Raw genomic sequence first — 13,259 nt, 5'->3', positions numbered from 1 at the left:
CCGCGGCTGGGCGCATTGACCATGCGCGCCCTCATCAAAGGCGCCGGCGTCGTCGGACTGGCCTTCGCCCATGAATTGACCGCCCGAGGCGTCGAAGTGACGGTTGCGGAGCGGCAGCCAGACTTCGGCGGGGCCGCATCCTGGTTTGCCGGCGGTATGCTTGCGCCCTGGTGCGAGCGCGAGAGCGCCGAGGAACCGGTGCTGACACGCGGCATAGCCGCCATCGATTGGTGGGATCGGGCGCTTCCCGGAGAGGTATCGCGCAACGGCACCCTCGTCGTCGCCCCGCCACGCGACGCCGGCGAACTCAAACGCTTCGCTTCACGCACCTCCGGCTTCGAGTGGCTCGATGCCGAGGCGGTCACAGCGCTGGAGCCGGCGCTTGCCGGGCGCTTCCGGGAGGCGTTGTTTTTTCCGGGCGAGGCGCATCTCGACCCGCGCCGAGCGCTTTCCTTGCTAAGGCAAAAGCTTGTCGAAAGCGGTGTCGCCCTCATCGGCGAGACGGATAGCGATGGCGGCTACGATCTGATCGCCGATTGCCGTGGCGCCGCAAGAATCAGCAGCACCGCCGGACTGCGTGGGGTACGTGGCGAGATGCTCTACCTGCAAAGCGATGAAGTGGAATTGTCGCGGCCAGTCCGTCTCATCCACCCGCGCATCCCACTCTACATCGTGCCGCGCGGCAACGGCCTCTTCATGTGCGGGGCGACCATGATCGAATCCGATGATGGCGGTCCGATCACTGTCCGCTCCCTGATGGAGTTGCTGAATGCCGCCTATGCGCTGCACCCTGCCTTCGGCGAGGCGCGCCTTCTCGAAACCGGCACCGGCGTCCGACCGGCCTTTGCAGACAACCTGCCGCACATCAATCGCGCCGGAAACACCATCGCGCTCAACGGGCTTTACCGTCATGGCTTCCTGCTTTCGCCGGCCTTGGCCGAGGAAGCGGCGGACCTTGCGCTTGCCTGGAACCTGAAGGGAGACGCCGCATGAAATTGATTGTCAACGGCGAGGAGCATGACCTCGCAGTCACGACCCTTGCCGAGCTTCTGGCGACACTCGACTTCGAAGGGGATTGGCTTGCTACCGCCGTCAATGGCGAGCTGGTGCACCGGGCCGACCGTTCGGCCCATTCCCTCAACGATCGCGACCGGATCGAAATTCTCTCGCCGATGAAAGGAGGCTGAGCCATGCTGACGCTTTACGGACAGGAACTGCGTTCCCGCCTGCTTCTGGGCACCGCCCGCTACCCCTCGCCTGCCTCCCTCGAAGACGCGGTTCGTTCGTCGGCAACGGAGGTCGTCACGGTCTCGCTTCGTCGCGAAACCGCCGGCGGAAAACAAGGCGGCGGCTTCTTCGAACTGATCCGCGCGCTCGGCGTGCGCGTGCTGCCGAACACCGCCGGTTGCCACTCGGTGTCGGAGGCGGTGCTGACCGCGAAGATGGCGCGCGAGGTCTTCGACACGAACTGGATCAAGCTCGAAGTCATCGGCCATCAGGATACGCTGCAGCCCGATGTCTTCGGGTTGGTCGAGGCGGCACGCATCCTCTCAGCCGAAGGTTTCGAGGTCTTCCCCTATACGACCGACGACCTGGTGGTCGGCGAGCACCTCGTCGAAGCCGGATGCAGGGTGCTGATGCCCTGGTGCGCGCCGATCGGCAGCGCCAAGGGGCCACAGAACATCTCCGCCTTGAGAGCCATGCGTGCCCATTTTCCGGATATGCCGCTGATCGTCGATGCCGGCATTGGCCGCCCGTCGCACGCAACGGCGGTGATGGAGCTTGGCTTCGATGCGGTGCTGCTCAATACCGCCGTCGCCGGAGCGGCGAAGCCGGCCCTCATGGCGTCGGCCTTCGCCCGGGCGATCGATGCCGGACGCGATGCCCTCGAGGCAGGCATGCTCGAACCGCGCGATTTTGCCGTACCCTCCACGCCCGTCATCGGAAAGGCGGTGTTCGCGTGAAGCTCGATCCCTTCTACCTCATCGTCGACAGCGCGGCATGGATCGAGCGGCTGGTACCGCTCGGCGTCAAGCTGGTGCAGCTTCGCGTCAAGGATCGTCCGGATGCAGAGCTTCGCGACGAGATCCGCGCGGCCAAGGCGATCTGTGACCGCCATGGTTGCCAGCTCGTCGTCAACGACTACTGGCGCCTCGCAATCGAAGAGGGCTGCGATTTCATCCATCTCGGCCAGGAAGATCTCGCCGACGCTGATCTCGCCGCGATCCGCGCCGCTGGCCTGAAACTCGGCCTCAGCACCCATGACGAGGCCGAACTGGAGACGGCCCTTGCCGCCAGGCCCGACTACGTCGCGCTCGGGCCGATCTATCCGACGATCCTCAAGCAGATGAAATGGGATCCGCAAGGGCTGCCGCGCCTCTCCGCCTGGCGGGAGCGCGTCACGCCGCTGCCACTCATTGCGATCGGCGGGCTCAATACCGACCGGATTGCCGGCGTCTTCGAGCATGGCGCCGACAGTGCCGCGGTCGTCACCGACATCACGCTGAATGCCGATCCCGAAGGGCGGACGCGCGAATGGATTGCACGTACGGCGCGGTGGCGTTGAGCCTCCCTGACATCGCAGGTGCTACGACCTCATCTCAGGCGATCGCCAGATCTGCGAGCCAGGTGCTATCGAGGCCGCGCTTGCGGCAATAGGCCATAAGCCGGTCGCGCGTTTTGCCTGGCCGATCGAGACAGAGAAAGCGGGAAGCGTTCCTCCAGAGGATGTTCTGCTGATGCTCGTCGCTGACGCTGGCGAGCGTCAGCTGCTCGGCGATCCGCGAAACATAGGCATTGTAATCCTTCTCGAGCGCCATCATCGACCAGTCGGTCCCGAACATCAGATGGCGGGCGTCGGGATCGTAGGCGGCCAGCCATTTGTCCAGCAACTGACGGATCTCTGCGTGAAGAGTTTTGTCGTCGCTGCTGACCAGCTCACTGAGATAGCTTAAATCCGCAAAGAGGTTCGGGCGGCGTTCGTGGTCGATCGTTCTGCCGATGATCTCCTCCCAGCTCGGCGGCCCGGAAAACTTGTCCTGGGGACAAGAGACCATGACGCCCGTCGGTGCCCCGGGGCGCAGGATTTCGTCAAAGGCACCGAAATGCGCCAGGTTGATCCGCAGCTTGTCGTATTGGTTCGTATCGAGCAGTTTCTTCCAATAGGCGGGGCTTGCCAGATTGCCGTAGCCACAGCCGGCGCCGATGCTGTTTTCCGCATGCGCCATGATCGGCACGTCGTTGTCGCGGCACCAGACATAAAGGCGCTTCAGCGCCGCATCGATCGCCGGGTTTGCATTGCCCCATGCCTTGAAGCCCATCGGTGGATAGATCTTCACGCCGATGAAGCCTTTTTCCATGATCGCATACTGGACATTTGCCAGGGATGAGCCTGGCCTTTGCGTTTCCCGGTGCGGATCGAAGCCAACGAAGCTATGCATCCGGATGCCGTGCTTCCTGGTGACGATCTGCTGGACCTCGTCCATGACGTCGATCTGGTCGCGCTGCGGCGATGATGTCCCGTGAAGCGACTTGTCGAAGTCCAGAATGCTCGGCGTGATCAGCGAAAGCCGGCATTTGGACGCGAAGATCTTGACATAGGCTTCCGCCAGATTTTCCCGGTAGTCCTGCATCAGCCGGACGAAGGAAAGATAGGTTCCGATCTGGTCGTGCGCCTTTGCGTTGTTGGCTAGGGTATCGACCTCCTCGTCACTCATGCCGCCGCCGGAACGGCGCTGGTCCAAACGCCTCTGGAATGTTTGCGGCACATTGGACGTACCGCCAAGCTGGCGCAACAGACCGTCATAATCAGGGGATTCACCAAAGCTGCGCCTCGAGAACGTCGAGCGTTGCTCGTTGGCACGCGCGACCAGATCTCTTATCGCGACGCGCAATTGCTCATCCTTGCGCCGGGCGAGTTCGGTGTCTGAAAGACGCCGCTCCCTTTTTCTCAGAACGGCAAGTTCATGCCTGGCTTTGGGCGCGACGTCGCCAAGGGCGGTAACGAGAAAGACCACCAAGGCATTTTCCAGCCCCTTCGCCTCCTGCGCGTTTGAAGAGAGCCGCTTCTCCGGTATCTTCTCCCGCAGCGCCACATAGCGAACCAGACCGTCCACCGGCACATCGGCCGCATTGAAGAAATGGCAATGGACGTCGATGATCGGGTGACTGAGACTGCAGGCGCCGGGCGAAGGCAGATGCCGGCATCCGGAAAGCACATTTGCAAGCACGCCCGCCGAAACCAGCCGCAAGAAATCGCGGCGCGTCACGGCGGCAACCGGACCAGCCCAGTCGACCCCCATCGTCCCCTCCTGTTGCGAGACCCCCTCGAACAATCGGGCAAACATTACTCCGTCCTGCCACCTCGCGAAATAGGTATTTACTTGCCGTTACTGGAAAGTCGAAGATCAGCGCGGGTCGCCTTTCAGTCAGACAGGAGGCGTGTTACTCTAAAATCTTGGGGAGAATTTTGCGTGGTTGGTGGCGCCGGCAAATATGAGTTCCAACGTTACCTGTCCGGAGCCCTGGTCCAATGGTCCTCCCCGGCAGCAACGGAATCGGCTGCCCCGGCACGCGAAGACTTCCTCGGCTCGCTGCTTTTCGCCGACATTTCCGGCTTTACGCGCCTGACTGCCAAATGGTCCGAAAGTGACCGCGCCGCCGGCGCCGAACGCGTCAGCCTGCTTCTGAACACCTTCATGGGCGAGCTCATCAGCCATATCGAGGAGCATGGCGGCACGGTCTTGAGTTTCGCCGGCGACAGCCTGATTGCCGGCTGGCGGGCCTCCTCCGCCGAAGAGCTTGAACAGACGGCCTGGCGCAGCTGTTATTGCGCCGAACGGATCCGCGAGAAAATCGGCGGGCCGGGCAATCTCGAAGATGGCCTTCAGCTGCGCATCGCCGTCGGCGCCGGCGTCATCACCCTGCTGCATCTGCTGCCACGCGCAGACCAGCGTTGGCTGATCGTCGGAGGCGACTGCCTGGCCCAGGCCGATCATGGCGGCGAATTGAGCGACGCCGGCGAGATTCTCGTTTCCGATGCCGTGTGGCAGCTGATCGGCAAGCGGGCCAAGGGCGGGCTGAACCGCGAAGGAACAGCGCGCCTCGATAGCATCGAGCCCTGCTCGACCACGAAGGAAGCGCCCCGTACCCAGCCGGGCGCCGCATCCGAGCGGCTCGAGGCCTATCTCCCCCTGTCGCTGCGCAGCCGCCTGCTCTCACCGCTTTCGGAATGGCTCGCGGACCTCAGGACCGTGACCGCGCTTTTCGTGCATATCGTCGGCCGCGACCTAGATACGGATCTCGACCGATTGAACAAGCTCGTGGCGCGCTCGATCGCAGTCGTCGGCCGCACCGGCGGAGAGATCCTGCACACGGCGCTCCATTCAGGCGGGCTTGAGGTCTTCGCCGTCTTCGGCCTGCCCGGCAAGAAGCACGCCGACAATGCGCGCCGAGCGATCATCGCTGCCCTGCGCCTGTCGAACGAACTCGATGAACCGGATCTCGGCCTGTCGGCGGGCATCTCGACCGGCGAGAGCTTCTGCGGCGCACTCGGCACGATCCATCGCGCCGACTACACCGTGGTCGGCACTGCCGTGAACATGGCCTCCCGGCTGGCGAGCGTCGCCGCAGGCCGCATTCTCGTCGACCAGGCAACGGCGAAGGAAACCGCCGGCCAGATTGCTTTTTCCGGTCCCTGGACACTTGCCGTGCCCGGCATGCGCGGTGGCGTGGTCGCGTTTGCGCCGATTGCCGAGACCGTCGCGACGATCGACACCAAATCCCCCGTTCTTTTCAACCGGGCCGCCGAACTCGCGGCACTCAACGCCTATGTGGAGCGCGCGGGCCGAGGACAGGCCGGGGTGATGATCGTCAAGGGCGATTCCGGCGTCGGCAAATCGGCGCTGCTTCGCGCCTTCGTCGAAACCTGCCGTGACCATGGAAGCCAGGTTCTGGTCGGCCATGCCGACGATATCGAGAGTGACGTGCCTTACTTCGCCTGGCGTGGGGTGATCCGCGACCTGCTTGGCATCGGCGACCTTCGCGGCGCCAATGCCTCGGATCAGGTGATGCAGTTCTTCGCCCACCGACCCGAACTCGCTCATCTGGCGCCGCTGCTGAACGATGCCATCAACCTCACTTTGACCGACACGGCCGAGACCCGGGCGATGTCGGGCGACGGGCGGTCCCACCGCCTGCGTGAATTGCTGCGCGATCTCATGACCGACAGCCTCTCCTGGGGGCGTGGTCTCGTCGTGCTCGAAGACGTCCATTGGCTGGACGAAGCATCCGGCCAGTTGCTCGGACGCCTGGTTTCCGGACCGGCACCGATCCCGGTCGTCGTTTCAACCCGTACGGCCAGGACACAGCAAGACCTGACGCGATGGACCGGACAACACCACAATGGTGCGCAGACACTCGATCTCCTGCCGCTCGATCTCGAGGGCACGATTTCACTCGTACGCGCGTCGATCGGCAGCAGTTCCCCGGCAGACGGCTTTTGCGAAGCGGTGTATGCGCAGTCGGCCGGAAACCCGCTGCTCATACACGAAATCTGCCGCATGATCGGCGAACGGCGATTGCCGAAGGCCGCAGAGACCCAGGCGTCCCTGTCACTCCCCGAAACCCATTCGAACGAAGCAACCTTGCTCAATACGGCCAAGGTCACGGTGATCGCCCGAACCGACCAGCTTCCGGCCGAGCTCCAGGCTCTCCTAAAGATCGCAAGCGCCATGGGCGCGACCTTTTCCGCCGCGGAACTCCGGGCGCTTCCGCCGATCAGGAAGTCCGCCCTGGACATCGAGGCAAGCATCGAACGGCTGCAAGCGGCCCATCTGATCAAACCCATGGATGACCGCCCGGGACGTTTCACATTCAGCCACGCCGTCATCCGTCAGGCCATCTACGACAGCATGCTTTCGGAACAGCGACGTGAGGCACATCGTGCGATCGCGCAAGCGATGGAGGAAAGCAGACAGCCCGACAATGCGGAAAGCCTGCCGCGCATCTTGAGCCATTGGGAGCGCGCCGGCGAGGCCACACTTGCGTTCAACTATCTGGACCGCGTCGCCGAACTGCGCTTGCGCCAGTTCGACAATGCCGCCGTCGTCGACCTGGTCGAGCGCTTTTTCAAGACTGGGCGCGATCTCTCGATCTCGATCACGCCGGCACGGCGGGCGGCCGCCTGTTTCCTGCTTGGCGAAGCCAATCTCAATCTCGGCCGCGCCGAAGCTGCGCGGCATGCCTATGAGGAGGGTCTGCGGCTGTCCGGCCTGCCGCTTCCGCGCACTTCGGTCGGCCTCGCACTGCATCTGGTTCTCGATCTTGCAGAACAGGTGTGGCGCCGCGTGACCCATGGGGACAAGGACTGGATCCTGGAACGGGAGATCTCGCGATCACCATCTGATCCTTTCCATCTCGCAGCAAAGGCGCATGAGGACCTGACGCGGATCTACTACTTCACCAGCGAGAAGCTGCGGCTGATCCATGCGACGCTTCGTGCGACGAACCTTGCCGAAAGAAACAAATATGTCTCGCCAACGACCGCGACCAATTATGCAAGCCTCGGCGCCATATGCGGCGTCATCCCGCTGCACAAGCAGGCCGAGCACTACAGCCGCTTGGCCGCCGCCCTTTCGGAGCGCGTCGACCAGTTGGGAACGCGCGTGCGTGTCGACCTCCTGTCGGGCATGTACCAGATTGGCATCGGCCATTGGCGCGAAGGCAAGCGGGCGTTCGAGGCTGGCCTCAACAATGCCGCGACCATCGGTGATTTGAGGCGGTGGTGCGAAGTGGCCGTTGGCCTCGAGACGATTTCCGGTCCCTGGCTGCTGACCTCGGCTTTCGAAGGCATTGCCCCATGGGAGATCCTGGTTCAGCGGATCTGCGAAGAGGGCCGCAGGCGCGGCGACATCCAGGTGCTTGGCTGCGGCCTGCTTGGCCGTCTCAGGGGGCACGCGGCCCTTGGCCGATGGTCTGCCATCGACGCCGATCTCGATGAGCTCAAGCAGATCATCACCACAAGGGCCGACGGACTGGAACTCGTACATTGCATCGAGGGCGCGTCTCTTCTGGCCGAAGCCGCCCGACGGCAGGGCGACACGGGCGCAGCAAGGACCTGGTTCGAGCGCGCGTTCTCCTGGTGCCAGACGCTCAATCCGGCAATGAAGACGCGAACTCTGCCGGCACTTGCCCGCCTGTTCGACGTGGCGAGCGATCCGGACGGTGGCGACCCGGCTGCGGCGCAGCTTGTCCTCAGAAAGCTCGAGCGCTTCGCGCGCGTCTATCCTATCGGTCGCCCGGCGGCAGCGCTCGGCGAGGCGACCCTGTACCTTCATCGCGGCCGGCAGCGCCGCGCCGAGCGCGTGGCGCGATACGCCTTCGCGGAGGCGATCCGGCTGGAGATGCCGGCCGTAGCGCTCGCTTCGTTGCACCACCCGGCTGGACCGAAGGATGCGGCGGCCTGGCAGGCATTGGAGACAATGTTTGTCGTCCGGCAAAACACCTGGAGCGAGGTCCTCCAACTCGATCATGCCGAGTTCCAGACCCATCTTCCGATCGTTGCGTTCGAGGGAGGCCAAGCGTGACCCAGTTTCGAGTGCCCCGCGTCCTGATCGTGCTTGCCCATTTCGACGAGACCAGAAATCCGCAAGGTCGCCCCGATTTCATCCCGCAGGGGACCGGCCACCTGTTTCTGGCCGGCGCCTTTGCCCGCAATCGCGTGCACCTTCGCGCCTACAGCGAATTTCACGACGGGCCGCTCGTCGACGAAACGGCTTTTGCGGAACTGGACATGCTGGTGCTGACGGGAGTCACCGCCGCCTTCGACCGGATGCGCCACCTGACCGCCTATGCCCGCACGAAATCGCCAGGCTGCGTCATCGTCGCCGGTGGACCGGTCGTCCGCAATCTGCCGGTTTCGAGCGCCGAAACCTTCGACTACGCCTGCGAAGGCGACGTCGAGGAGATGCAGGCCGTGATTAAGGAGGTCTTCGGGGAATGGGCGGTCTCCGAAACGATCCTGCCACGCTTCGACCTCGCCAATTGGGGCGGTCCGGTCAGTTACGTCGAGACGAGTCGCTACTGCAATTTCAAGTGCAGTTTCTGCGCGCTCACCGCGGAAGGCCGCCGCTACCACGGCTACGATCTCGGCTACATCGAAGCACAACTTCGCAATGCCCCGCCCAAGAAATACGTGCTGTTCATCGACAACAATTTCTACGGCAACAGCAAGGACGCCTTCCATGCTAAGCTCGGGCTGATCCGGTCGCTTTGGCGCGAGGGTCTGTTTCAGGGTTGGTTCGCGCTCGTCACCGGAGATTTCTTCCGAGACCCCGACAATCTCGAAGCGGTGCGCGCGGCCGGCTGTCTCGGGCTCTTCAGTGGCGTCGAGACGCTGAACGAAGCGCAGTTGAAGCGCTATCAGAAGAAGCAGAACCTGGTGGTGCCGCAACTGGAAGCCATTCAGACCTGTCTCAAAGCCGGCGTCGCCTTCCAATACGGACTGATGTTCGATCCGGCAGCGCAGACGATGCAGGCGATGCAGGACGAACTGGCCTTCATCACCGGCGAGAGCAGAATGCCATTGCCGGCCTTCCTGAGCCTGACGATCCCGCTGCTGGGCACGCCGCTCTTTGACGAATGCGCTGCAGAGGGTCGCTTCCTCCCGTCTGCCAAGCTGCGCGACATGGATGGGTTCACATTGATGACGCGCCCCCTCGACAACCTTGACGATGTCGCCCTGTTTGCCCGCAAGCTGTCGCGCCTTGACGGCAATCGCGCCCAAATCCTGCGCCATTGCCTCGGCTTCTACCGCAATTACCGCCGCTCGCTTTCGGGCCGGCAGATGATCCACCTGCTTGCCAACAGCCTGCGCCTGGCGCTTCCCTCGGTCATGCATCGCCATGGTCTCCCGATACGCTCGGGGAGCGACGACAATCTCACCTATGTCACGACGACGCAGCCGCTGGGACCACTCTACACGCCGGCCTTCCGGCTCGGCGAAGGCTTCCGCTCGCATTTTGCTCCGACGATGGTCACCGACGCCTCGGGCGCGCTTGACGAGACCATTGCCCGCAATCTCGAATTCCGCGCCGGTCAGCGGCGGCGGGCCGGCACCGGCATGGAACACGCCCCTGGCTGAAAACACTCCAGCGACTGCGTCAATGTGCCCTCATCGCTGCAACCTCCAGTGCACGAAGTTGGGTCGGGTTGGTAAGATTGGATTCAATCTTTTTGGGTAAGCTTCGGTTAGCTATTCACACCTGTCGGCCGGCGATTGCCGTCGACCTTGTCCTGCGTACGGGTGCCCATGCGTCTTTCAGCTGCGACCGCAATCATTTTTGCCGGCCTTGTTTCTGGCTGCTCTTCCAGTTCGAGCCTGGACACCATCGCACCGCGGCCCTCGCGTGAAACGACCAGTTCCGTCGTGCTTTCGGCCGCACCGGTACCGGCCGCCAATGTCGGCGCAAGAGCAGCCGAGGTAACGCCACCGCAGACCATCCAGTCCGCACCGCCGCAGGAGATGCTTGCCTGGGCCGGCCCGGTTCCGGAGCCCAAAGCCTTTGCGCCGGCGGCCAATACGACGACGACAACGGCGACAATGGACATGCCCGTTCCGGGCGCTCGGCCGGTGGCCTTCGTAGCCCCCGCCAATCCGGTCACACAGGCGATGCCGCAGGGGCGCTCGCGCATCTACGGCCACCGTTTCCGCGATGCCAAGCCGATCAATTTCGGCCGCGCCAAAAATCCGCGCAAGATGGCCGTTCACGGCGTCGACGTTTCGCGCTGGCAGGGTGAGATCGACTGGCCGAAGCTGCGCACCCAGGGCGCGAATTTCGCGTTCATCAAAGCGACGGACGGCGGCGACCATCTCGACCCGATGTTCAAGAAGAACTGGCGCGCCGCCAAGGCGGCCGGCCTGCGGCGCGGCGCCTATCATTTCTTCTACTGGTGTCGCACCGCCGGCGAGCAGGCCGACTGGTTCATCCGCAACGTTCCGCGCGAGCCCGGCGCGCTGCCGCCCGTGATCGACGTCGAATACAACGGCGAATCCAGCTGCAAGCGGCGCCTGTCGCCAGAGCGCGTGCGCGAGAAGATGCAGGTCTTCATGGACAAGCTCGAGGCGTATTACGGCCAGCGCCCGATCATTTACACGGCACCGGATTTCTATAAGGACAACCTGCAGGGCGCGTTCCAGAACTATCCCTTCTGGCTGCGCGCGGTGGCCCAGCATCCATCCAAGGTCTACCCGAACCGCAAATGGCTGTTCTGGCAATACTCGGGCTCCGGCCTCTCGCACGGCGTCGACGGTAAGATCGACCTCAACGTCTTCCATGGCAACGAGGACGAGTGGCAAGACTGGCTGGAGGCACGGGCGAGCTGAGCGCAGCAACGGGCTTCGAATAGCTCCGCTACGGCATGTTTCCTCAGATCGTCGCCGGTCCAAGAATTAAAACTTGCGGCAATTCAACGTGACCCTTGCGCGTCTGATAGGACGCACGGCGCTCGTTGTTCCTTCACCGCCCCTCTTCGCGGTCCAGAAAGAGCAGCGTGCCGCCGAGTTCGGAGATGACGATCTGCCTGTTGTCCCACACGAGGACGGAGACCGGTCGCGTCAGCCCGTCGACCACCGTCTCCCGGCTGCCCGTCGCATTATCGAACAACAGCAACCGGCCGCTGTTTGCTCGGAACCCCTGCTGCTGGTCGTATAGGCCGTGTTCAAGGATGAGCATCCGTCCCTTTTCGTCGAAGGCAAGAGCGACCGGTGCATTCAGGCCATCGACCTCCGGCCGCGGCTCCGCGCCCTTGCTTTTCTCGGGAATTGAAACGACCTTTCCGGCACCGGCGAGGAAAGGAAAGCCGCCGAAAAGCGCAACATAAAGACGCCCCTGGCGAAGCGTGATCCCGGTCGGCACGGCATCGACCTCGTAGCTCCCTTTGTTGAACTCCGTCGGGGAAAGCGTCTCCAGAGCGGTCGCCTGTTGACGAAGGCGGCGAAAGCTCATGAGCGTCTGCTTGCGACCGTCGGCTCCGAGACGCTCGACGCTGTTGCGCGCCGAATCGACGACGTAATAGGCATCCGCGGCGGCGACGAGGTCGAAAGGATTCCAGAAGTCGGCGTTGATGACACGGCGACGACCAGCACTGTCGATCGCAATGAGGGCATGGTCATAGGGCCCGGCATCCACATCCGCCGGCGTCCATCCTTGAGCGACGACCAGCTTGTCGCCGGCGCGAAGCACCCGATAGGGCCCGGTCGGATCGCCGATCACGTCGAGACCATGGGGAAAGACTGGACCGAACGCTTCGAAATCGCCCGCGGGCATCCGCCGATAGAGCCGGCCATTGGCAAGATCGGTAACGAGCAGAGCCTCGCCGTCGCGGGAAAGGCCGCCGAAGGCAGCACCGGCCTTGCTGAAGCTTTCAAGCCGGTAGCCCGGCGCGACCGCCGGCTCGGCAGCGGTACCTGCTGCGAGAAGCAAGAAGGCGACGAGGATCGTCATCTGCCGGAACGGACGCATCGGAAACCGCCATTCCCCGAGAACCGGAAGTTGGGATCATAGGCCAACCGATAGGTTGTGGTAAGATGTGTGGGATCACTGTTCCAGGCCCCGCCGCGCAGCACGCGATACGATTTGGCGCCGCTGCTCGCGGCCGTGGCGGCATAGGGGGCATAGAGATCGCTCGTCCATTCCCAGACATTGCCGACGAGGTTGAGTACCCCTTCGCCGCTTGCGCCATCGGCAAAGGACAGGGCGGGGGCGGTCATCGGATAGCCGTCGCGCTCGTCGCCAGCGCAGCAATGCGCGGCGCCGGCATTGGCGCGGCGACCATCCGCGGGCGCAGTACCCCATGGAAACGCCTGCCCCTCGGTCCCGCGCGCCGCCCTCTCGTACTGCTGTTCCGAAGGGAGAGTGAGGCCATAATGAAGACAAAAGGCATCGGCGTCTCCCCAGCTTACGCCGACCACCGGATGATCGTCCAAGCCGAGAATCGGGTGCCCGACGTAGAAAGCTGGACGATGCCCCGTCGCGTCAGCGAAAGCTCGATATTGCCGGTTGGTGATTTCGGTGCGGTTGATGGCAAATGCGTGGCCCAACACCAGGCGGCGCGGACGTTCGTTATCCGGGCCGTCATCACGGCCGAACACGAAAGTGCCGGCGGGAATGTCGATGAGCGGATTGCCGGCGATCGGACCCTCATCGGCGGTGGCCGCCCCCGCCACAAAAAACGTGAGCGCGATTGCCACAGCCGTCATC

General features: G+C 63.6%; 10 protein-coding genes. 7 read left to right on the top strand and 3 right to left on the bottom strand.

Going from position 1 to position 13,259, the window contains the following annotated elements:
- Positions 1 to 21: 21 nt before the first annotated feature.
- Genes thiO through BHMPCIPO_RS25720 form a run of 4 tightly spaced genes read left to right on the top strand, consistent with a single transcriptional unit; the run spans position 22 to position 2,566 of the window.
- On the top strand, positions 22 to 993 hold the full coding sequence (thiO, locus tag BHMPCIPO_RS25735; protein ID WP_173519567.1) for a glycine oxidase ThiO: 972 nt from the start codon (positions 22 to 24) through the stop codon (positions 991 to 993).
- Positions 990 to 1,187, top strand: a complete 198-nt coding sequence (gene thiS, locus BHMPCIPO_RS25730; protein ID WP_173519566.1) for a sulfur carrier protein ThiS — start codon at positions 990 to 992, stop codon at positions 1,185 to 1,187. Before thiO ends, thiS begins: the two co-directional genes overlap by 4 nt.
- A 3-nt stretch (positions 1,188 to 1,190) precedes the next feature.
- The gene (locus BHMPCIPO_RS25725) at positions 1,191 to 1,964 is read left to right on the top strand and encodes a thiazole synthase (protein ID WP_173519565.1); all 774 of its coding nucleotides are present in this window, start codon (positions 1,191 to 1,193) and stop codon (positions 1,962 to 1,964) included.
- On the top strand, positions 1,961 to 2,566 hold the full coding sequence (locus BHMPCIPO_RS25720; protein ID WP_173519564.1) for a thiamine phosphate synthase: 606 nt from the start codon (positions 1,961 to 1,963) through the stop codon (positions 2,564 to 2,566). The genes BHMPCIPO_RS25725 and BHMPCIPO_RS25720 overlap by 4 nt, the downstream gene beginning before the upstream one ends.
- 34 nt (positions 2,567 to 2,600) lie before the next feature.
- Here BHMPCIPO_RS25720 and BHMPCIPO_RS25715 read toward each other — a convergent pair whose 3' ends face one another.
- On the bottom strand, positions 2,601 to 4,346 hold the full coding sequence (locus tag BHMPCIPO_RS25715; RefSeq protein ID WP_173519563.1) for an amidohydrolase family protein: 1,746 nt from the start codon (positions 4,344 to 4,346) through the stop codon (positions 2,601 to 2,603).
- Positions 4,347 to 4,472: 126 nt separating this feature from the next.
- Between BHMPCIPO_RS25715 and BHMPCIPO_RS25710 the strand changes: the two genes are divergently transcribed.
- From BHMPCIPO_RS25710 to BHMPCIPO_RS25700, 3 genes are all read left to right on the top strand, one after another.
- Positions 4,473 to 8,585 (top strand): AAA family ATPase, encoded by a 4,113-nt coding sequence (locus BHMPCIPO_RS25710; protein WP_173519562.1) that lies wholly within the window; start codon positions 4,473 to 4,475, stop codon positions 8,583 to 8,585.
- On the top strand, positions 8,582 to 10,141 hold the full coding sequence (locus BHMPCIPO_RS25705; protein ID WP_173519561.1) for a B12-binding domain-containing radical SAM protein: 1,560 nt from the start codon (positions 8,582 to 8,584) through the stop codon (positions 10,139 to 10,141). The genes BHMPCIPO_RS25710 and BHMPCIPO_RS25705 overlap by 4 nt, the downstream gene beginning before the upstream one ends.
- 168 nt (positions 10,142 to 10,309) lie before the next feature.
- Positions 10,310 to 11,383 (top strand): glycoside hydrolase family 25 protein, encoded by a 1,074-nt coding sequence (locus BHMPCIPO_RS25700; RefSeq protein ID WP_173519560.1) that lies wholly within the window; start codon positions 10,310 to 10,312, stop codon positions 11,381 to 11,383.
- A gap of 133 nt (positions 11,384 to 11,516) precedes the next feature.
- On the opposite strand, the gene BHMPCIPO_RS25695 is transcribed toward BHMPCIPO_RS25700, so the two are convergent.
- A complete protein-coding gene (locus tag BHMPCIPO_RS25695; protein WP_173519559.1) occupies positions 11,517 to 12,521 on the bottom strand; it encodes a ScyD/ScyE family protein in 1,005 nt (334 codons plus the stop codon).
- Complete coding sequence (locus BHMPCIPO_RS25690; RefSeq protein ID WP_173520190.1) at positions 12,500 to 13,258, bottom strand: formylglycine-generating enzyme family protein; 759 nt, start codon at positions 13,256 to 13,258, stop codon at positions 12,500 to 12,502. The genes BHMPCIPO_RS25695 and BHMPCIPO_RS25690 overlap by 22 nt, the downstream gene beginning before the upstream one ends.
- Between the last annotated feature and the right edge of the window lies 1 nt (position 13,259).

It is taken from the genome of Ensifer sesbaniae (genome assembly GCF_013283665.1).
Classification (GTDB): Bacteria; Pseudomonadota; Alphaproteobacteria; order Rhizobiales; family Rhizobiaceae; genus Ensifer; species Ensifer sesbaniae.
This window is presented reverse-complemented; position numbering and strand designations above follow the sequence as displayed.